Genomic DNA, 21,534 nt, shown 5'->3' with positions numbered 1-21,534 from the left:
ATTTATTGCCCTAACCTGCCCGTTCATTGAACAAAAGCAGCCGATCATTTTGATCAGCTGCTTTGTTGTTTTATTGAGCTGATGAATTATCGAACTCTATAGTAAGGAGAGAACATATTAAGATATCAGTAAATAAAGAGCCCCGTTTAGAAGTTCAAATTTAATTTATCGAACCATTGCGGTTTAAATCGTTTTAACCATATTCCCATCAATAACATAATCCGCTCCGGTAATCATTGAAGCTCGCTCCGAAGCAAGGAAAACTGTAAGGTTCGCAATATCTCCGGCTTCTGCAAATTTCCCCAATGTTATACCAGCCATTTTAGGTAGCTCTTCAAAAACTTTTTCTGAATCCATCCCTGCAAATGAACCGATTGTTTTGGCCATTCCGTTGTCAGGGTCTTGCCACAAAGGTGTTACTACCGGTCCAGGTGAGATCGAATTAACTCTAATATTACGAGGTCCAAACTCACCAGCCAGCATTTTCGTCAAATTATTAAGTGCCGCTTTGGTGGTGCCATATATAGGCAATAGCAATTCGGGCATCCGTGCATTTACTGAAGAGATATTTACAATTGCACCCTCATTGTTATTTAGGATATGCGGTAATGCTGCTTGAGTAAAACGAACAACGCTAAACAGGTTTAAATCATAAAGTTGTTCCCATTCCTCATTTGGCGTAGCCAAAAAACCTTCTCCTCTCCTCTTGTCAACCGCCCCGATACTATTGATTAAAATGTCGACTCTGCCGAACACTTCACCGAGTTTTTTAGAAAGTTCAACTGTATTGCGTTCCATATTGACATCAATAGGTAGATGTTTGACTGATTTATGTTCAACAAGATCAGCCAATTCCTCCGTTAAAGTCCGACTTACCGCGACGACACTTGCCCCTTCCTCGATAAATTTTCGAACGATAGCGAGTCCAATTCCTTTACTTGCTCCGGTAACGACAGCTACTTTGTTGGCTAATTTAAGATCCATGTTTATCTCCTAAAGCTAACGCTTTTAAAATTTAAATTCCTTTATTTCCAAGCAGTATTTCTTTGATGAAAACAATGTTTCGAAGCGATACGCTGTGCGATCTGAATTTGCATCAATGAAGTGTTTGAGAGCTTAAAGATATGGATCATACCAGCATCCCTATTCCCAAACTTTACAATGGACCCGTACTCAGCTAAATAATCGGCTTTACAACTAATTACATCGCCCAATTTAGGTAGATCCTTATTTTTACGCAATAGGCGTACCATTAGGCATTTCAGTATCCGGCTTTAAGAGAATAACATCTCCTTTTTCCGGGACTCCTCCCAAAACTAATACCTCCGATTTGAATCCCGCAATGCGCCGAGGAGGAAAATTGACGATTCCTATAATTTGCTTCCCTACAATTTCCTCAACCTTATAACGCTTAGTTATTTGTGCACTTGAAGATTTCGTCCCGATCTCCGGTCCAAAATCAATCTTAAGCTTTATCGCAGGGACCTTTGCTTCTTCAAAAAACTCCGCTTCCTTAATCGTTCCGACACGAATATCTAGTGCTGCAAAATCATCGATCGTTGCCAACGTTTTGCCTCCTCCACTAAAGTCTTTAAGCGCTCACGAAAATATCTCTCACGCTTTACGGACAGAACTTAATGAGTTCCGCTCGGTGTTGCATTTTACTGCGCTGGGCGGAACGGCTGCAGGAGTCGAATCCCTTCCTCAATAGATCCCTCCATCAGTTCTAAGAGCTGGGGCACCAGTTCCTGCATCCGCGGGGCGTTCAGGTGCCGATCGAGAGCATCCCGGTTTTCCCAGCGCTCGTAGATGATGAATGTACCGGGCTGGCCTTCTACCTCGTGAGCCTCGTAGTCAATGTTGCCCAGGTCGTTGCGCGACGGAGTGACAGCAGCAGTCATAAATGCCTTCATCTCGGCTTCTCTCCCTGCCTTAGCTCTCGCCTCCCAGAGTACAGTAACGTAACGGTTCTTTGTATCGTTCATGCTAATTCCTCCTCAATTTATAAATACTTCGTATTTTGGCTTTAGCGTCTTCTCATATAGGCAAATTCCCGGTTTATGCTTAAAATTCCAATGTATCTATGGCTTAGCTTAACGCTGTTATAGGCGTCCAAAAGTACGATTAAAGCCTTGGCCCGCAAGAACATCTCGACGAACTATATCTAAACGGCGTGTTTGGTATTCACTCAAAGCATTTATTATCGAATTCGGATACTTTTTAATGGCATCCATTATGGCAACCGTATCATCAAGTGAGTCATTAAAGCCTGCGCCCGTCATTGGCGACATGGTATGAGCTGCGTCGCCGATCATCGCTATTCTTCCTTTTGACAATATATTAGGGAGGTATTCATTTACAGGTGCCCCGATTAAACTGCGATCCTTAATCGCGATTTGCAAAATGGCATCCTCTTCTTCACTCCAGTTGGCTTGGCTGGTTTGTGATAGTTCTTTCAGCAGCGAATCCGGAACAGCTTCACCGTACAAAGAATGCTGGGCAATTCCGTCCTTTAACACTCCTAATTCAGACAGCAATGGATTATGCGAATGATCAAACCAGCAAAAACCTATCCATCGCTGGCCGGGATGGGTTCCCCCCTCTTTCCCTGGCATCACCGCAGTTGTCAATTTACCGGCGGCACTATCGCTGAAATAAGCGCTCGAAAGCTGCCGTTTTTTCCAGTCTGTTTTTGGCAGCAAATTTTCATCCACTTTCCCTACCCAAGCCAGATAGCCGGCATAATCTGCAAATGGTTTGTCAGGGCTTAAATAACGGCGGACAATACTGCGATATCCATCTGCACCAATCAAGAAGTCTCCTTTAAACGTATGCTCCTCTTCACTGATCGCCCAAGCGGATGATTCATTTTGCCCAACACTAACAATTCGTGTATGGTGCTGAAGGGTAATACCGGGTTCTTTAGCGACCGCGTTGCGCAAACGTTCTTGAATGGCTGACCAGGCTTCAACATTGTTGTTACCATTGGATGCCAGGTGTCTTAATTCTCGTTCAATTTCACTATTATGATAAGGCTTTGTGTGTAAGCGAATAAAAGCACCATTTCTTAATGATGAATCTGCACGTTCAAGAATAGTCACTGTATAACCAGAACGGGATAACGCAAGCCCCATCATTAGACCACCTAAAGATCCACCTACAATAATGGCATGTTCAACCTGTTGTTGTGACATGATTCATTCTCCTGTTTTGTAATGGGGCATTCGTAAAAATATCTATCCGTTACTGCAGCTTCATCTGGCTGCGGAGCATCCGATCGAGGAGTTTGTCCGGGAGAATACGGACCAGTCGGGTCAGCAGTGCCGAATCGCGGCCGACCGTATAGCGGGTGCGTGGCTTACTTACGTGGATGGCTCGTGAAACCACTGCTGCCACTTTCTCGGGGCGGATACCGTCCGTGGCCCACGTTTCAGCCTGAGCCTTCACGGCATCAAAAAGACGATCATGGCGCCGGTGCTGATCCGGCGTCATCAATTTCGCCAGTCGCTCCGCTGTCGTAATCCCTTGCTCCGACAGGCCCGTGCTGACGCCACCCGGAGTGATCATGATGACCTTGAGGCCAAACGAGAACATCTCCCTGCGGAGACTGTCATTGATCGCTTCCATAGCATACTTTGCAGCCGAATAAATTCCGAACCCGGGCATGGAAACCTTGCCCCCAAGCGAACCGATATTGACTACTCGCCCGCCGCTGTTCAGCAAGGCCGGGGTAAGTGCCTGAATAACCGCGACCTGTCCGATCACGCTGACTTCGATCTGGCGGCGAAATTCATCCAGCGGAACCATCTCGAGAGGGGCATTAACGGCGATGCCGGCATTGTTGACCACGGCCCGCAAAGGGCGACCAAGCGGATCTTGCTCCACCCGTTCGGCCAGCGCCTGTAGTGTGTTGATATTGGTAACATCGACGATCACCGGTTCGATATTTTTGCGTTTGATTTTGTCGGCGTCTTCCTGACGACGAACCCCCGCCAAAACATGAAATCCTTCAGCGGCGAGCTGCTCCGCAGTAGCCCTGCCGATACCGCTGGACGTACCTGTGACGACGACCAGCTCTTGAGTTTTAGATGGCATAGTAACCCTCCTGAGTTTGATAAGATGTGGACCACGGTATAGCACTGTTATACGGGTATTATAGCACCGCTATACAAAACTGTCTATAGCGGTGCTATATTTTTTTTTCGAAGTATCGTTCTGTGGTCTGAACATTGCTTTGACGGGCGTTGATGATGCATTCCGCGTACCACATTTCACCGTCACGCAACAGGAATCCAAGAGAACGAATGCTCGCATCCTCCAAACATAAAAAAGATCGCCATCCTCCTGGAGGTCCAGGTTGGATACGCGATCTTTTTTATGCGTCTCTAAATTAGGGCTTTGCCTGGGGTCGCCAGGCTCTGTCATCGAATTCCTCATTTTGAATCGGCTTCCGGCCTCTGGATCAAAATGATCTGCATTACGCTTTCCCGAATGAGATCAACGACGTCTGGCTGGGGTGGGGGTGTCTTACGAACCTGGGCCGTCACATACAGCCAAGAGGCCGTATTCGCAGAAGCCCAGACCAGATCTGCCGCAGCCTGAGCGGACACAGCCAGTTTGCCTTCGTCGGCGACTCTCTGAACATTTTGCACCAATGCTTGGTACGACTGATCTGCCGCCTCGATATGGGCTCCCTCGAGCAACCGCCCCATCATCGCCGCATAAATCCGAGGACGGGCTGCCGCGAAGCGGACATAGTCATCCCATCCTTGACGAAGAGCCATCTCTGGAATGGTCGACTCCACCGCGGCAATCTTGCTTTCAAATAACTGTTTGAACGCTTCCACTATAGCTGCACTCAGAAGTCCATCGGCATTGCCGAAATGGTGGTAGAGGGTAGGTGCTGTAACCTGCGCGATCGCAGTTACGGCTCGCGTCGAAAATTGGGCTCCGCCTTCCTCTTCGAGTACCTTAAGAGCAGCTGCCAATATTTTGTCATATGTGTTCATACTTCTATTATAGCAGTGCTATATACGAATGTCCATTAGGAAGGTTGTACACCTGTGATCATAATTCCTGTATTGGTGACCAGATATTCAAATCGAATCGGATTATGTTCTTGTCCTTTACGGCAATCGGTACAAGTTCTTGTCTTTGGTTCGGGACAAGAACTTGTACCGATAAAACAAAAAGCCGCTAAAATAGCGACTTCAAATGGGACTATGCTCTTGTCCCCCGACAGTTAATCCAGATACAAAATCTCAATCTCGCCCGGAGCGAAGGATTGCTCTGCGTAATTCCCCCCCCAATCACAAAGCGATCTCAAAATGGGTTCAAGTGATTGACCCAGTTCCGTCGTTGAATATTCCACCTTAGGCGGTACCTGATTGTACATCTTTCTGCGAATTAATCCGTCTGTTTCCAGTTCCCGAAGAGTTTGAATCAGCATCTTTTGCGATATATTATGAACGAGTCGCTTAAGCTCTCCCGTCCGTTTAGGTCCTTTTATTAAATAGTACAGAACAAGCCCCTTCCACTTTCCTCCGATAACCTCTAGTGTAACTTCCAGTTCACAGAAAAATGTTTTCATATCAATGCACCATCTCCCTACCTAAGAATATCCCCTTCATGTATCGCTTGATCCTTCAAGGATCACTGAAGGAAAAATTGAACGTTACATGGAGGGGATAATACAATCGCATTTAAGTTGATTTAAAAATCTTTGTCGTTTGAAAATGATTATGTCCTGGTTAAACTTGAGCTACTCCGCCATCTACGAATAATTCAACGCCGTTCATATAGCTGCTTTCATTAGAGGCCAGGAACATGACAGCATTGGAGATCTCTTCAACCTGCCCCACTCTGCCGAGCGGAATATCATTTTTTGCCTGTTCCAGGATATGATCCAGTTCAGAGCCAAATAACTCATCGTACGCCGGCGTTACGATGGTTCCCGGACTAAGGATGTTTATACGAATTTCGGTCCCTCTCATATCAAGAATCCAGCTGCGGACGAGCTGTCTGATCGCTGCCTTGGATGCACCATAGATACTAAACGCTGGCATCCCCGTCGAGCCAGCAGTGGATCCCGTTAGAATAATCGAACCTCTTTTATTTGGAAACAAAGCTAATGCTTTTTGTACTGTAAAGATGGTTCCTTTCACGTTGACATCGAAAGTCTTGTAGTATTGTGCTTCTGTAATTTCTCCTAATGGAAGGAATGACCCTAATCCGGCATTTGCAAAGAGAATGTCCAAGTGTCCCTTTTCTCGCTTAACTGTTTCGAATAATATATCTAGATCTTCCGATTTAGATATGTCACCTCGGACACCTGTAACATTCTTTCCGATCTGCTTTACTGCTTCATCCAGTTCACGTTGTCTCCGTCCCGTGATAAAAACGTAAGCCCCTTCTTTTACGAACTGTTGTGCCGACGCGAGACCGATGCCGCTTGTACCTCCGGTTACAACTGCTACCTTCCCGTCAAATTTCCCCATTCTATTACACTCCTTTTATAATGATTTATATGGTGTAGGATGCTCTGTCTGCCTCATGAACCTCCTATGAACGATAGTATGGGGGAAAAGTTACAAGAAAAACAGTACCCACTTTTTAGTGATATAGTCACCAAAAAGTGATAATTGAGGCGGCACAAGCGTTTGTTTTTACAGCCTAACAGATGGAAGTGAACTCCATTAATTACTCACCACATGATACCACGTATTTGAACTATCCTGTCCGTTAGCTTGTTAGCTTAATGAATTAACTGGCGATTACCCGTTAGACATATGCCTAATCGGTACAAGGTCTTGTCCTTGGCTCGGGACACAAACTTGGAATGAGAATATATAAAAAAGCCGCTAAAATAGCGACTTTCAATGTTCTCATCTTCGATATTACAAGAAAATGCTTACCCGCAATTAGTCATTCTGCCCCGGCTCTATCCAAATGTACCGATTACTCCACCTGCACCCATGGATAACGCGATGGCGCATCGTACAATAAGCGTACCCGTTCCGGCAAAGCGCCTTCCTCATCGAACAGCAGCAGCTCGTTCTCCTCCTTCAACCAGGCCATCGGAATTTTGTAGTCCTCCTGCGGCCCGATCTGCCAGTAGCGGCCCAGATCATGGCCATTCAGGACCACTGTGCCTTTGCTCATGCCGGTCAGTCGGACAATCAGGTTGGCATGGTACGGCTCCGGTACATCTGGTTTTTGGAAGCTGAAACGGTACCAAACAGGCCGACCATAGGCAGCTTTGGCCAAAGGATGGCCAGTCAAAGCAGACGAACGTTCTTTCTGCATGGAACGGTCCCGCCCGTCCGCAGATGTACCCTCTGCTGCATACGGCTGCCATGAGCGCGGCAGCAGCTGATCGCTGCCGGCCATCTTCCACCCGGACAACTCGTCGGTGCTGCGGTAAAGGATGAGCTCCAGCCGGGCAAGCGGCGATGCCCGATACGGCATTTCCAGCGTATTCGTTCCTTGCTTCACGTATGGCGACAGATCCAACGTGGTGAAAGCAAACCAGTCATGGTATCCATCCATCGGTACTTCCACGCCATTCATGCGAATCCCTTTGCTCACTGCACCGACCAGGATGGCCCGATCCATGCCCTCTTCCAGCACAAAACAGCGACGGATGACCGAAGATTCCGCATCGGGATGGACTTCATCCAAATGGATCGTGCCCTGCTCCGTCTGCCAATCGCGGCGGATATCCTGCACGGCACCTCCCGCAGCCACCGGCCCGAACAACCCTTTGGATTCGCCCAGATACGGAGAAAAATTAAGCCGGCCCATCTGCTGCACGAGAACTTGCAGCTTGTTATGACCACTGACCGTGCGAATCGGCACGGCAGCCGCGCCGACCTGACGCACCAGCGCCTGCTCCACGCCGTTCACGTAAATTCTGGCGCTATCCTGCACGCCCGTCATGATCAGATGAACGGCATCATCAGCCGTTTCACGTTGAAATTCGCACTCGTAGAGCAGATATCCAAAATCCTGCCCATAATCCGAAAACGCCTCCGGTTGCCCGGTGCGGGAAGCATATTCCGCCGACAGTTCGACCAACGATACCTCTGGAGCCGACAGCTTAGGCGGCACAGGTAAAGCCCCGGCTCGCTGCGCCGACGACGCATTGCAAAGCTCATGTCCGTTCAGAGAACGCTCGCCGTTCTCCCAGCCTCCGAGCAGCAGAATGGTGCGATCCGCATCGGCCAGCATGCCTTGAACCTGCCCGGAAGGCAGAACCCGTACATCGTCGAATCCAATCGCGTACCGTACGGCATCCCCTGAAGCCTCACCCTCCAATCGCCAAGTACGGTTCATCGTCTCCATATCCAGCACGATCAAGCGGAGGCACGTATTTCCGCACTGCAGCCGGATCACGCCCGGTTCGCGGAAATGGGCCAGATCGAAGCGGTAGGCTCCCTTTGCCGCATCATGCGTGTACAACGCAGCCATAGTGCTGTCCAGCACGCGAAGCGAAGGTGCCTCAAGCTCCACGATGGACCGCTGGCCTGTGTCAGCAGCAATGAACAGCGTCAGCTCACCGCCCACTTGCTCGTTGCCCGCAATGAATGTGCCACCGGTCAGATGCACATCATTGGCAATGCGCACGCGGTCGAGCAGCGGCATGATCTGCCCCGGATGCAGCGACATCGGCAACGTGCGGCCATCCTCCAGCGTGACCTGCACCGTCTCCCGCTCCTCCTTGTGACTCTCGACAAACAAAATACGTTGGTCGCCCGCTGCCCTACCGCGTACGGAAATGCCGGAACCGTGACGGACCTGCAGCTGTTCCTCCGGAATTTCTTCGGCTTGCAGCAGCACACTGTCGAAGGCATTCACGAAATACGACCATCTTTTGGTGACATCATACTTGGCCGTCCCGCGTCCGTATTCGTTCAGCGGCGCATCGTAATCGTAGGACGTAATCATGAAAATGTCGCTGCTGCCTACCGTCCGGCCGCCATAACCGCCAAAGTTGGTTCCGCCGTAAAACATGTAATAGCTGATCCCTGTATATCCTGCGCGCAAAATCTCCATGATGCGTTTTTCAAGCAAAGGCGCCGTCTTCTGAATGGCAGAAGCTCCGCCCCAATGTTCGAACCACCCCGTCCAAAATTCCGTCACCATTTTCGGCGTATCCGGCTGTTTGGCCCGCAGTTTGGCATAATGCCCATCGGCTCCCGACCAGAAATTGGCCCCTTCGATGGTGCCTTCCGCCCCACCCACGCAGGTAATCAACGGAACATCGATGCCGCGCTGCAGCAGCGCGTCGCGAAGACGGTTCATATGAGCGCTTGCCGCATCGTCGCCCTTCAGGTAACCATACTCGTTCTCCACTTGAACCAGAATGACGGGGCCGCCGGCGGACAGCTGGCGGTCGCGGATGATCGGTATGATCCGGTCAAAATATGCATCCACATAGTGCAGGTAGACATCGTTGTTCTCCCGGAAGGCGATATCCGGTTTCGTTCCCAGCCAGTACGGAAATCCGCCGAAATCCCATTCCGCACAAATGAACGGCCCCGGCCGCGCAATCACCCACATGCCGAGCTCTGCGCAAAGGTCCAGAAAGGCGCCGCAATCGCGGTCGCCTTCGAAGTCCCATTGCCCTTCCTCCGGTTCGTGCACATTCCAGGCAAAATATGTGTCAATGCAGTTCATGCCCGCCAGTTTGGCTTTCAGCAGCACATCGCGCCATTCTTCTTTCGGCATGCGAAAATAATGAATCGTCGCGCTGTTCAGAAAGATCCTCTCTCCATTCAGCCAAAAACTTTGCCGGTCATAGGTCAGTTCCAAGGCATGTTGGTTCAGTTCGGTCTGTTGCCCTTGCAAAAGCGTTGGATGTTGCGCCATGAATCGCACCCTCTCTCTATTCAACATGTCATTTCATATGTCATAACGTCAAAGCACTGAATCTAGTTATAGCACTCTGCAAATTCAGTCCAGCCATTCTCATTCTACTGCGATTTCAAGTCGACGCCTTCCAGCACAACGGTTGTGATCGAATTGTCGCCAATCTCTACCTTCAGCCCATTAGCATACACCGGTATGTCCTGCAGCTGCTCCATGTTGTGCTCCGGCGAGGTTTGATACACTTGAGCGGTATCAGCCTCTGTAAGCTCAAACGGTTCGAGCGAAAATTCCTTCGTTCCGGCCGACATTTCGTTGCGGATGACCAGCACCAGCCGATGGGCGTCTTGATCATACGCGGCAAGCGTCCGCCCTTCATCCGTCGGAATGATGATGGCTCCTGGACGGATGAACTTGGTGAATTGCACCATGCCGTAATACTGTTTCGTCATTTCGTAATGTTCTTCCCCATTGAAATTGGCATGAATGAAACCCCAATTGTTGTTTGCGCCTTCGTCCTCCACGGCCTGCCAATATACCCATGCGGAAGGCTGCATGATTTTCAGGTCAAACATGATCCGCTCGGCCAGTTCCTGCACCGAAACCATATCTTCATGGCTGTGCGGCTCGCTGCCGCCTGTGCCGTACTCGGACATCCACAGTTTTTTCCCGTGCTTCTCCGCCAGCGCGCGCAGCTCTTCCATTTTGCTTCCATTATAGGAATGGGTGTTGATCTGCGCCACCGCATCCAGCGTGTCTTGGTCGTAGACGCTGAAGTTGGCCACCGTTTCGTCGATGCTGTTGTCGTCCGCCGCGCTCACGACCGTGCCGTCCAAGCCTTTGCTTTTTAACGAAGCTGCGACCTTTTTGATGATTACCATTTGTTTGTCGACGCTGAAATGGCTGCCTTCCTGCATATTGCCCTTCTTCCACCAATCGGAGGAAGGCTCGTTGAGCGGATCAAGCGTGCGGAACGTGATGCCCCATTCGTCGCGGAAATGCTTCACGACCTCTGTCAAATAATCGGCAAAGGCATCGTATTGGTCTTCCTTCAGGTTGTTGCTCCCGTCCTCGGCTCCCGTAACCGATCCGCTGATGGTCATCCAGTACGGCGGAGAATTGGAAAAGGCCTCGGCGATGTTGACGCCGCGTTCGATCGAGCCCTGCAAAACCTTCCGCTGTCCGGCATCCGCTTCCCAGTCCCATACGCCCGGTTCGGGCTGGTACCCCGGAACGTCGCCGCCGGGACGAAGCGCTTTCATGTCCGGATTTTCCTCGCCGCCGATGTTGTACCGCACAATGTTCAGCCCCAGCCCTTTGACCGGATCAAACACAAGGTCCATCACTTCATTCAGCTTCGCCTGATCCTTCCATTCGCCCAGATCGTTGGCCCACCAGGCCAGGGACGTGCCCCAGCCTTCAAAATGGTCATAGGACTGATCCATGTTCAGGCGAACCGGCTCCCCCTCGAAAGTCAGCGTTCGGGATGCATTCATTTGGCTCATCAGTATTCCTCCTCCTGCCAGTAACGCGATCAGGGCAATGCCTGCCGCAATATAACCGGATTTTCGTTTGCCGCTGCGTTGCTTGTCGTTCGCCATCGTTCGCACAGCCCTTCCCATTTACGTTTATTCCATACCCCTGTCCGGGCATGCATGTGATTCACGTTGGGTTCTTTGCTGTCGTATTTGCTGCACCCCTGCGTTACTTGATGCCGCTGCTGCCTCCGCTGATGTTCGCTTCATAGACATATCGCTGGCCGAGCAAATACACCAGCACCATCGGAATCGTCAGGAACAGGGAAGCAACCATGACCAGGTTCCACGGCGGCATTTGCCCTCCGCCTACGGTCGTCAGGAGCTGAACGCCGAGGGCCAGAGGCATTTTTTCGGGATCGTTGATATAAATGAGCGGCCCCATGAAGTTCCCCCAGTTCCACGAAAACGAGAAAATCGCAATCGCCGCCAGGATCGGGTACGTCAGCGGCATGATGATTTTCCAATAGATGCCCGGATGCCCCATGCCGTCGATCATCGCCGCTTCGTCCAGCGACTTCGGAATGCTCATGACGAATTGGCGGATCAGGAATACGTTGAACGCTCCGGCAAAAAAGCTCGGCACGATCAGCGGATAGAACGTATTGATCCATTCCAGATGACGGAAGATGATGAACTGCGGCACCATCGTAACCTCGCCCGGAATCATCATCGTGCTCAGCAGCACAACGAACAGGAAGCGGCTTCCTTTCGCCTTGATCCTTGCAAAGCCGTAAGACACGACCGATGCGGACAACACCGATCCGATAATGGTGAAGACGGTGATGATGATCGAATTTTTCAGATACGTGCCCAAATTGTTATTCGTGAAGATCGTATAAAAGTTGGACCACTCAAACTCCATCGGAACGAAGGTAAACGCCGATTTGACCGTCGTCGACTCGCTGGCCAGCGAGATGGAGATCATGTACACGAAGGGCGAAGCGAGCAGCACGCCGACCAGAATCAGAAAAATGTAGGAGATGACTTTCTCCGCCTTGGATGGATTACTCATTGGCTTTTCCCTCCTCGTAGTGCACCCATAGCGCCGATGAACGGAACACGATCAGGGTCAAGGCCAGAATGACGATGAACAGCACCCAGGCAATGGCCGAAGCATATCCCATCTTGTAGAACTGGAAGGCGTTCTGGAACAAATACGGCACAACCATCTGGCTGGCGTTATCCGGTCCTCCCGAGGTCACGATGAACACCTGCGCAAAGGTTTGAAGCGCACCGATGATACCTGTCACGAGATTGAAGAAGATGACGGGTGTGAGCATCGGAAACGTAATGTGGAAAAAGGACTGCGTATTCTTGGCCCCGTCAATGGCCGCCGCCTCGTACAGTTCCTGCGGTATGCCTTTCATCCCGGCCAGCAGCAGGACGACCCCGCCGCCGACGCCCCAGAGCGACATCAGGATCAGCGCGGGTTTGACCCAGTTCGGGTCGAGCAGCCAGGAAGGGCCCTGAATGCCGAACACGGCCAGCGCTTTGTTGATGAGCCCTTCCGTCGGCGCCAGGAGATGAATGAACAGCAGGGAACTCGCGACGACCGGCACGACCGACGGCAGGTAGAACAAAATGCGGAAAAACGTGATGCCCTTGATCTTTTTGTTCAGGTAATACGCGATCCACAGCGAGATGGACATGCCCAGCGGAATGGAGATCAGAGCGTAGAAAAACGTGTTGCCCAGCGACTTCCAGAACAGCGGGTCATCGGTCAGCAGCGTTTGGTAATTATCGAAACCGATGAACTCCGGGGACTGGAACAAGTCCCAGTTGGTGAAGCTCATATAGATGGAAAACAGGATCGGTCCCAGCGTCAGCCCAAGGAATCCGATCAGCCAAGGCGAGATAAAGAGATAAAACCATTTCCCGTCCTTTTTTCTCACGTTAAGCCCTCCCATGACGTCGGGAGCGGATGGAGAGCGCCGATCGTCTGCGCCCCGTTTCCATCCGTTCCCCTGCCCATACTATTTATAGAGTCTTTCCAGTCCGCTCTGGATTTCGGTAACCGTCTCATCCAGGGAAGCTTTATCGTTAAAGTACACGCCGAGTTTGTCGTTGATCAGTTTCATCATTTCGTTCCACTGCGGGTTGAACGGTTCGGCATAGATCGTGGATTCCTTGAACGCCGCCATGTTGATCTTTTTGCCGCCGTACTCGGCATTCAGGAATTCGTCGCTTTCCAGCCCGGCCTTCGTTGCCGGCGCATCCTGTCCCGCCTTGATCATCGGCATCTGTGCCTCCGGCGTCGTCAACGCGGCGATGATTTTGAACGCTTCTTCCTTATGCTTGGAAGCGTTCGTGATCGTGAAGCCGTTAAAGAATGCATTCGTTTCGCCCCAGATCGGGGAAATGTCCCAGTTGATGCCCTCGACCTTGGCCAAGGAGCCGATGTTCCAGAAACCTGTCGTTTCCATCGCAATCTTGCCTTGCGCGAACAGCGGATCGGCACCGATGTTGCCCATGTCGGCGATTTCGGTCGGTGTCGGGGACGCGCCGTATTTGAAAGTCAGGTCATTCAAAAATTGCAGCGCTTTGCGGACAGGCTCGGTGTTGAACGTCGGTTTGCCGCTATCGTCGAACAGCGAACCGCCGTTCTGGTAGATCAGCTGCATCCACTGCGGCCACCAGCTGCCTGGATAGTAGCCCCATTGCACCGTTTTGCCGTTCTCCTTCACGGTCAGCTTCTGGGCTGCCGCAAGCAGGTCTTCCTGGGTCCAGTCTTTGGTCGGGTACTCCACGCCCGCCTTGTCGAACAAATCCTTGTTATAGAAAAGCACCATGGCGCCCGCACGGTCAGGCAGGCCATATTGTTTGCCGTCGTATTTCATCAGGTTGGCAATATCGTCCGAATAGCGTTCCGAGATGCTGACATTGTTCGCTTGCAGCATTTCGTCGAGCGGAATGATCTGATTTTTGGAAGCATAGGCCTGGTAGTTCTCCGCAATCATCATGATGTCCGGTGCGGTACCGCCCGCGATCATCGTCTGTACTTTCTGGTCATAGTCTCCGGCAACCACGTTCAGTTTCACATTAATGTCGGGATACGTCTGTTTCACAATATCGAGCCGTTCCTGATAGATCTTTTTCTCATCTTCCGAACCCCAAATCGTCATGCTGAGATCCACCTTGCCGCCGGAACCGCCGGATGCACCGCTGTCGCCTTTGCTGCAAGCCGTTAGTGCGAATACCATTGTGAGCATTAATAACGAAATGATCTTCAAGCTTCTTTTCATACCGTGCGCCCCCTAGAAAGTTGAATGTTTTGGTGAAACCCATTTCATGAAATGGGTTTCATAAAGCCGGAAATTAAAACCCGATCCATTTTTATGAAAGGGGTTTCATTTACGAACCCATTATATTTCACCTTTCGCAGAAATGTCAACGCTTTCTTTTCCAAAAAAAACATGTTCCCCTCTTAACGAGGGGCAGGTCCCGTGCTCTGGCGAACAATCAGCTCCGGCTGCAGCACGGTCTGTTTTTTGGGCTTTCCCTGATTGATCAGCTCATGCAGCACGTCTACGCCGAGCTTGCCGAGCTGGTACGTATTTTGCGAAACGGTCGTCAGTTCGGGGATAACCGCACCCGCCAGCGGCGTGTTGTCGAAACCCACAATCGAAATATCGCCAGGGATGGATAGTCCGTGTTCGATCGTGGCTTTGATCGCTCCGATGGCCGTGTTGTCGTTGACGCAAATGACCGCCGTCGGCGGATTGTCGCGTTCCAGCAGCTCGTTCATCAACCGTTTGCCGTCATCGATGGAGAAGCTGCCCAGCAGTTGGCGGTCCTTCGGGAGTTCGAGCCCGTGTTCGCGCAGTTTTTTTTGCACCGCCTTCACTTTGACCATCGTGGTCGACGTCTCGGGCGATCCGCCTACAAACGCGATTTCCCGGTGGCCCAGCTCCAGCAAATGCTCCACGGCCAGCACCGCGCCTGCCCCCTCATCCGTATATACCCGGCGAAAGCCGCCCTTGGCAATATTTCCGTTCACCAGCACGATGGGCATGCGTTTGCCCATATCGATCATTTCCTGCGCCATGTTCTCCGGGCAGTTCTGGAGGTTGATCCGCCCGCCGAGAAACATGATGCCATCGACCCGTTTCTCGCGCAAAATAGACAAGTATTCGGATTCCCGTCCATAGTCCCCTGCCGTATTGCATAGAAAAAACGTATAACCCAGGCCTCTCGCTTCATTCTCTGCCCCCCAGAACACTTCGGGGAAAAACGGGTTGGTGATGTCCGGCAAAATGATCGCGATCGTGCCCGTTTCCTTCTTGATCAGGCTTCTTGCCTGTGCATTCGGCTGAAACTGGTGTTTCTCGATGATCGACATGATCCGCTCCCTGGTGCTGGCGCGCACGGGCGCCGTGTCGTTCAGAACGCGGGAGACGGTGGATACGGATACGTTCGCTTCCTTGGCGATGTCGTAAATGGTAATTGGCGTCATGGCAAACCTCTCTCTTTCTCTCGTTTTCCTGCTAATCATACCAGATAAGGATTGCCAATGAAATGGGTTTCATAACCTTGCATTCGGGCGAAATACCACGACCTTATCTTCCTGCATTATCGGCTTCTTCCCTCGTTAAAATAAAGAGCCGACCATCGGCGTTTAAAATTTGCGTGCCGTTATCCAGCTGGACGAGCGGCTGTTCCCAGTGGGTATGCCCGCAAAAAACGACCGTCTCCGGCCCGGCCTCCAGCGCCTGCCGGATCAGCGGTTCGCCCATACACCCGAGTTCGGGAATGCCCGGGCTCTGGTGCAGCAACAGGCAATCCGGCTGCTGCTTCAGCAGCTTGGCCAGGGATTGCAGGTACTGCTTCTCCGGCAGCCGGTTCGGCTTGTCCGGCCGGCCGATGATGCCGCCCAGGCCAGCGAGGCGCAGCGGTCGCTGCTGGCCTGCGGCGCGGGGTGCGGGCCTGCCCGGCACGGGGCCCGCATGGCTTGGCGCGGGGCCGTCCGGAACGGGGCCCGCGCTGACCACGCCCGGGGCATCCAGGTAATGGATGCCTTCGGCGCGGTGCAACCGATGAGCGGATGCCTCATCGGTGAGATCGTGGTTGCCGTCGACGCCGGCAACCCAGCCGAACGCTTCCCGGAAGGCCAGCCATACGGGAAGCGGATTGCCGCTGGCGCCGCGCTTGCCGCGCCGGGCATAGAGGTCGCCGCACAGCAATACGCCCGTGCGGCGCGGATCGAGCTGCGGCCAGTACACTTCCAGCAGCAGCTTCGCGTGTTCCGGCAGCAGCTCGCCGAGCAGCCGGTCGACGGTTTGATCCCGTGCACCGTCTTCGCCCATATTAAGGGCATACAAATTTGCAGCGTTTGGATCACGACCGCTGACGCAGCTCCCGGTTCCACCCTTTATACCACTGTTGCCGCCAATTTGTTCATTGGCGTATTTGTTGGTGTTTTCGTTAGTGTATACGTCGTCCTGCTCCATATTGTGTACGCAAGGGCTCCCCCCGTTGTCGCTCAACCCCCGACCGGTGACCTGTCTTTCATTTCCACTGCACACTTTCACAGGCACGATGCCCTGCAAATCCGAAGCCACCAACAAAGCATCAAGATGCTCCGGCAGCCCGGAAACGATCGCATGATAGATCGGCAGCCTGGCCGCCACGACCTCTCCGCCCGGAACGGCATTCAGGTAATCGAACCCATCCATCGGCTCCGCATTCAGTTTGACGATTTTCACGTCACTCACCTCCTCGATTTGACGCTGCCAGGTTAGACTGCGGGCCTTGACCGACGTTGTATAATCATGCGTAAATTGGTTACAGCCCGCACTTGTTTGCAATCCAACTCGCTCGTCGAATCACCAGCTATGTTTATAATCACACAGAGAATGCTGTCCGTCCAACATCATCCTGCTGCTCATCCTGCATATATATAGTCCTTCTCCTCTAATCACGCTTCTCCATAAATCACTAGACAATTTTGCCACACCATCCGCGATTTCTCCATCCACTCGGGATGCTCTTTTGTATTTGCCTTGATTACCCACCCCAACATCGGAGCGAAGTTGGGCCCCGGACATCATCGGCGGGCAACGAACATGAGACGTCTTATTTGGCCACATTTCGGCGGGGTTGAGCGCTAACGAACTTGAGCGTCGTTATTGGGGCAAAATCGTGTGTTTGTGACTTTTTTAGGCATATTAGCGTGTCTCATGCAGCTAGAATAAAAAGTGGACACATCGTTAAGGAACAGAAATAATAGACCTAACGAAAGAAGAGGTGTCTACGGCATGGGAGAACAACGGCAACGTTACAATGAAGAATTTAAGAAACAAACGGTAAAGTACATTCAGGAGCAAACAAAGACGCTATCCGATGTAGCGGAAGATTTAAATATTCCTAAAAGTACGCTGAGTCAATGGATGACTAAGTACCGGCAATTCGATCAGGAAAACGTCAACCATCCTGAAAAGATCCGAAATCTCGAACAAACACTCCGAGCAAATGAAGCAGAACAACGCCGGAAAGACCGTGAAATTGAAGATCTCAAAGAAGAACTGGCTATCCTAAAAAAGGCGCTGCACATCTTCAGCAAGGAAAAGAACTGAGGTTCCAATTCATCGAAGAGTATCGCTCCGACTTTCGAGTGGAGAAGATGTGCAAGGTCTTGCAAGTGTCTCGGAGTGGCTACTACAAATGGCGTTTGGCTGCACCATCCAACCGAGATCAGCGGAGGAAACGCCTTACGAATCGAATTTTGTGGCACTATCATGACTCGGATTCGAGGTATGGTAGTCCTCGTATTCGCAATGAACTTTTAAAAGAAGGTTGGGTCGTATCGGAGCGTACGGTCGGCTTCATCATGCGCGAAAACGGACTTCGTTCCTGTGTTTCGCTTAAGTTTAAAGTGTGTACAACGGATTCCAGACATACGTTTCCGATAGCTTTCAATGAGCTTCAGCAAGACTTCTCAGCTTCAAAACCGGGCGAAAAATGGGTTGCAGACATTACCTACATTCCATGTCGTCAGGGGAGGCTGTATTTAGCCAGCATTTTGGACCTGTATACCAAGCAAATCGTAGGTTGGAAATTGAGCGACCGCATGACCACTGATCTCGTCATGGATGCGCTAAACCAGGCCTATGCTGCGAAAATGCCAGCAAAAGGACTCATCCACCACTCTGACCGTGGGGCACAATATGCTTCCAAAGAGTATCGAAGCAAGCTGGAGCAGTATGGTATGAAAGCGAGTATGAGCAGGCCTGGAAACTGCTATGACAATGCTTGTATTGAAGCCTTTCACAGCACATTGAAGCGAGAACTGATCTATTGTATCCCTAGATTCAAAACGAAGGCAGAAGCCTATGAAACACTATATCGCTACTTAGAATTCTTTTATAATCGCAAACGCGCGCACAGCACACTAGGTTACCTGTCTCCCTGGGAATTCGAGCAACAGTATTACCAAAAAACTTCATAAACGAGAGTGTCCACTTTATTGACAGAAGAGCACATATCTCATATGCAACGGGATGCATCTCACCATTCACATTCACATTCGCATACACATGCATATCCACATACACATTCTCTCCCAGCCTTATGCCTCCGTGCCAATCCGCCAATCTGCCCAAAAATGAAGCAGCGTGAGGCACCCGAGGCTAATCCAGCACATCATTAACAATGTCACCCTCATTGTAAACGGATCTTTCCACTGATTCCAACATAAGCTCAGCGCCACCCTCACCTAAATGGCGGTACTCCAAGGCATTCCGCATCCCCGTAGCCCAAACAACCTGCTCATATTTTGCATCAAGCTCCCTATGACTTTCTCATTCTAAGCGGCGGCACACGCCCATATACTGGATTGTAAGCGAATTCATAAGAGGATTAGAGGAGTGTGATCGACGTTATGATCATTCAGGTCAGCCCATTGGCGGAATCCAGGCTGCGTGCGAAGCTGGAGGACCGGCCAGGAACATTCAAGCTGTTCTATGACACGGATGGATGCGGTTGTGACGGGATTGCGGTGCTCCTGATCGTGAACGAGCCGGACGAGGATGATATTCACATTGAAGCCGGAAAGCTGCCATTTATCATCAACAAACAGCAAAAGATCTATTTCGAGTCTTGCCTTCGCCTGCAATCAGAAGACAGTTTCCCTTCCTTCCGATTGAGCAGTGACTCCATGATTTACGGCAATCATGTCAAGGTCCATGATCTTCGGGACATCGCAGACACTTCGCCGCAGCCGCTCAGTTGGTTCGTACGATAAAGTACTCGTCGTGGAACTGCTTATATGTTAAAAAGCTAGCACCCTAAGTGAAGTGCAACCTAAGAATAGACATTCGTAAAACCCCTTAGTTATTCCGTTGAATTCTAGGGGGTTATTTTACTAAGAGAAAAAAGTTTAAGCGATATTCCGAAAACCTCAAGCCAGAAGTCATACTTCTGAAAAAGCATAAAAAAAGCCTTTATACTTCGCATAATCCCATGAATTAGCGTAATAAAGGCTTCACAATATAATTTAATAGATGGACACCGTGTCTGATGGAAGTGAAATGGTAGAAACCGCATCCCATGTACTGACTTCCTCGATTTCCTTGATCGTCAACTTGGCAAAAAAACTGTATCCTCCGAATCCTTCCTGGTCGGTTATAGCGTCCTTAAACGCAGAGAACTTCGTTTTCAAAAAGTGTTTTTTGGATATGTTGAGATCATATTTAAGCATAATATTCACTTCAATCTTTTCTTCTGTTTCATTGAGTCTATGTTCGTCCATCAGGGTTTGCAGTGGTTTGAGAATCACTTCGCCAGCCATGGCCCCATCCCCCTCTGCCTTTTGTTTCACTCCTTCGCCCTTGATTGGAGGGTATATTTTTTTTGCCTTCACTGTTTTGACCGCAGGTGCCTTCAATTGTGCTTCCTTAGCTGAAACCACAGAAGGAATGAATAAGAGACATGCGACTAAAGAAACGATCACTTTTCTTCCTATCTGCATCCAATTCCCACCTTCTCCATTCAAATTTACAATCCTTTCCTAAATGGACGCCAATGGAACAGCAAATGTTTCGTTGCCTGATTATTTTCCATCTGCTGCTGGTCTCCGTTAAGAAAAAAGATAAAACCTCCTTTCACTGAATAATTGAAGTGGCGAAAGGAGGTTATAGCCTGTTGAATATCTCGGCGCGAAACCAATGAATTCGGAGAAAAAATCCATTTGCAAGCTTTAAGGCGTGAAGCGAGAAAAGCATCAAGGACAAGGTCCCCATCTATCTCAAGCTCCGCTTTATTTAAGGCCGGTTGTTGCGATCCCGCGAATGATTTGCTTTTGGAAAAAAAGAAACAACACGATCAACGGCAGCACAGAAAGCGTGGCGCCCGTCATGATCTGCACCCAATTACTGCTGTCCTTCGCTTCGCTTGAGAAAAACGCCATGCCCACCGGGATAGTAAACATCTCCTCGCTCTGCGTGATGATCAGCGGCCAAATGAACGAATTCCAGCTGCCGAGGAACGTCAGGATCGACAGGGTCGCCAGCGCGGGTCTCACGAGCGGAACGGCGATCCTAAGCATAATGCCCCATTCACCCATGCCGTCGATGCGCGCCGCATCCAACAGCTCGGCAGGCAACGACTCCATGAACTGTTTCATCAGGAAAATGCCGAATCCCGTGATCAATCCCGGAAACAGAATGCCCCAATACGTATCCATCCCGTTCAGGCCGCTTGAGACAAGATACCAGGGGATAATGAGCATTTCGGTGGGCACCATCAGCGTGCTAAGGATCAGCACAAAGATCACCTGCCTGCCCGGGAACGAAAATTTAGCCAATATGTATCCCGTGATCGTATCGAACACGCATACGCTCGCCGTAGCAATCACCGCCACGTACAGGCTGTTCAGCATCCACCGGGGAAACGCCGTTTCACGAAACATGGCTGCATAATGCGCCCACGTGAATTCGAGCGGAATCAGGCTTAGGGAGTATATGTCGTCCAACGTTTTGAATGAAGTCGAGATCATCCACAGAAACGGAAATACCATCAATCCTAGCCCCAACGTAAGCAACACGTAACTGATCACAGCTCCGAAATGCTTTCGGCGTCCATTCATGATCGCCCTGGGCCATGCGGCGGATCTGTTCATCCTTGAACATTCACC

Annotated in this window: 20 protein-coding genes; 3 read left to right on the top strand and 17 right to left on the bottom strand. The window is 50.7% G+C overall.

The features are described 5' to 3' along the window. Nucleotides 1-183: 183 nt before the first annotated feature. From L6H98_RS13290 to L6H98_RS13220, 15 genes are all read right to left on the bottom strand, one after another. On the bottom strand, nucleotides 184-984 hold the full coding sequence (locus tag L6H98_RS13290) for an SDR family oxidoreductase (RefSeq protein ID WP_236415700.1): 801 nt from the start codon (nucleotides 982-984) through the stop codon (nucleotides 184-186). Nucleotides 985-1,233: 249 nt separating this feature from the next. Then, nucleotides 1,234-1,566, bottom strand: a complete 333-nt coding sequence (gene csaA / locus L6H98_RS13285) for a chaperone CsaA (protein ID WP_236415698.1) — start codon at nucleotides 1,564-1,566, stop codon at nucleotides 1,234-1,236. Nucleotides 1,567-1,661: 95 nt separating this feature from the next. Continuing rightward, nucleotides 1,662-1,985 carry a putative quinol monooxygenase gene (locus L6H98_RS13280; RefSeq protein ID WP_076176551.1) on the bottom strand — a complete coding sequence of 108 codons (324 nt, stop codon included), beginning with the start codon at nucleotides 1,983-1,985 and terminating at the stop codon, nucleotides 1,662-1,664. 117 nt (nucleotides 1,986-2,102) lie between these two features. Next, nucleotides 2,103-3,194 carry an FAD-dependent monooxygenase gene (locus L6H98_RS13275; protein ID WP_236415696.1) on the bottom strand — a complete coding sequence of 364 codons (1,092 nt, stop codon included), beginning with the start codon at nucleotides 3,192-3,194 and terminating at the stop codon, nucleotides 2,103-2,105. A 49-nt stretch (nucleotides 3,195-3,243) separates the two neighbouring features. After that, nucleotides 3,244-4,095 (bottom strand): SDR family NAD(P)-dependent oxidoreductase, encoded by an 852-nt coding sequence (locus L6H98_RS13270; protein ID WP_236415694.1) that lies wholly within the window; start codon nucleotides 4,093-4,095, stop codon nucleotides 3,244-3,246. 338 nt (nucleotides 4,096-4,433) lie between these two features. After that, entirely contained in the window at nucleotides 4,434-5,009 is a 576-nt protein-coding gene (locus tag L6H98_RS13265; protein ID WP_236415692.1) for a TetR/AcrR family transcriptional regulator, read from the bottom strand. Nucleotides 5,010-5,242: 233 nt separating this feature from the next. Further along, complete coding sequence (locus L6H98_RS13260) at nucleotides 5,243-5,590, bottom strand: winged helix-turn-helix transcriptional regulator (protein ID WP_019685981.1); 348 nt, start codon at nucleotides 5,588-5,590, stop codon at nucleotides 5,243-5,245. Nucleotides 5,591-5,750: 160 nt separating this feature from the next. After that, nucleotides 5,751-6,497 carry an SDR family oxidoreductase gene (locus tag L6H98_RS13255; protein WP_236415690.1) on the bottom strand — a complete coding sequence of 249 codons (747 nt, stop codon included), beginning with the start codon at nucleotides 6,495-6,497 and terminating at the stop codon, nucleotides 5,751-5,753. Between the two features lie 460 nt (nucleotides 6,498-6,957). Next, nucleotides 6,958-9,870, bottom strand: a complete 2,913-nt coding sequence (locus L6H98_RS13250; protein WP_236415688.1) for a beta-galactosidase — start codon at nucleotides 9,868-9,870, stop codon at nucleotides 6,958-6,960. 104 nt (nucleotides 9,871-9,974) lie between these two features. Next, a complete protein-coding gene (locus tag L6H98_RS13245) occupies nucleotides 9,975-11,468 on the bottom strand; it encodes a glycoside hydrolase (RefSeq protein ID WP_236415686.1) in 1,494 nt (497 codons plus the stop codon). Between the two features lie 103 nt (nucleotides 11,469-11,571). Continuing rightward, nucleotides 11,572-12,417 (bottom strand): carbohydrate ABC transporter permease, encoded by an 846-nt coding sequence (locus L6H98_RS13240; protein ID WP_236415684.1) that lies wholly within the window; start codon nucleotides 12,415-12,417, stop codon nucleotides 11,572-11,574. Continuing rightward, nucleotides 12,410-13,297 carry a sugar ABC transporter permease gene (locus tag L6H98_RS13235; protein ID WP_236415681.1) on the bottom strand — a complete coding sequence of 296 codons (888 nt, stop codon included), beginning with the start codon at nucleotides 13,295-13,297 and terminating at the stop codon, nucleotides 12,410-12,412. Before L6H98_RS13235 ends, L6H98_RS13240 begins: the two co-directional genes overlap by 8 nt. A gap of 81 nt (nucleotides 13,298-13,378) precedes the next feature. Then, complete coding sequence (locus tag L6H98_RS13230) at nucleotides 13,379-14,647, bottom strand: sugar ABC transporter substrate-binding protein (protein ID WP_236415679.1); 1,269 nt, start codon at nucleotides 14,645-14,647, stop codon at nucleotides 13,379-13,381. Nucleotides 14,648-14,829: 182 nt separating this feature from the next. Next, entirely contained in the window at nucleotides 14,830-15,858 is a 1,029-nt protein-coding gene (locus tag L6H98_RS13225) for a LacI family DNA-binding transcriptional regulator (protein WP_236415678.1), read from the bottom strand. A 103-nt stretch (nucleotides 15,859-15,961) separates the two neighbouring features. Then, nucleotides 15,962-17,209, bottom strand: a complete 1,248-nt coding sequence (locus L6H98_RS13220; protein ID WP_236415677.1) for a metallophosphoesterase family protein — start codon at nucleotides 17,207-17,209, stop codon at nucleotides 15,962-15,964. A gap of 450 nt (nucleotides 17,210-17,659) precedes the next feature. Between L6H98_RS13220 and L6H98_RS13215 the strand changes: the two genes are divergently transcribed. From L6H98_RS13215 to L6H98_RS13205, 3 genes are all read left to right on the top strand, one after another. Then, on the top strand, nucleotides 17,660-17,977 hold the full coding sequence (locus L6H98_RS13215; RefSeq protein WP_236415676.1) for a transposase: 318 nt from the start codon (nucleotides 17,660-17,662) through the stop codon (nucleotides 17,975-17,977). After that, nucleotides 17,974-18,849, top strand: coding sequence for an IS3 family transposase (locus tag L6H98_RS13210; RefSeq protein WP_356722936.1), 876 nt, complete (start codon nucleotides 17,974-17,976; stop codon nucleotides 18,847-18,849). Before L6H98_RS13215 ends, L6H98_RS13210 begins: the two co-directional genes overlap by 4 nt. Nucleotides 18,850-19,269: 420 nt before the next feature. Then, nucleotides 19,270-19,644 (top strand): iron-sulfur cluster biosynthesis family protein, encoded by a 375-nt coding sequence (locus L6H98_RS13205; RefSeq protein WP_236415675.1) that lies wholly within the window; start codon nucleotides 19,270-19,272, stop codon nucleotides 19,642-19,644. Between the two features lie 252 nt (nucleotides 19,645-19,896). Here L6H98_RS13205 and L6H98_RS13200 read toward each other — a convergent pair whose 3' ends face one another. Together L6H98_RS13200 and L6H98_RS13195 are read right to left on the bottom strand one after the other, a co-directional pair. Further along, nucleotides 19,897-20,370, bottom strand: coding sequence for a hypothetical protein (locus L6H98_RS13200; RefSeq protein WP_236415674.1), 474 nt, complete (start codon nucleotides 20,368-20,370; stop codon nucleotides 19,897-19,899). A 288-nt stretch (nucleotides 20,371-20,658) separates the two neighbouring features. Further along, nucleotides 20,659-21,519, bottom strand: a complete 861-nt coding sequence (locus L6H98_RS13195) for a carbohydrate ABC transporter permease (RefSeq protein WP_236415673.1) — start codon at nucleotides 21,517-21,519, stop codon at nucleotides 20,659-20,661. Between the last annotated feature and the right edge of the window lie 15 nt (nucleotides 21,520-21,534).

This window comes from Paenibacillus sp. JJ-223 (assembly GCF_927798175.1).
GTDB classification, from domain to species: domain Bacteria; phylum Bacillota; class Bacilli; order Paenibacillales; family Paenibacillaceae; genus Paenibacillus; species Paenibacillus hubeiensis.
Note: the sequence above shows the minus strand (reverse complement) of the source record. Positions and strands in the feature narration are given on the sequence as shown.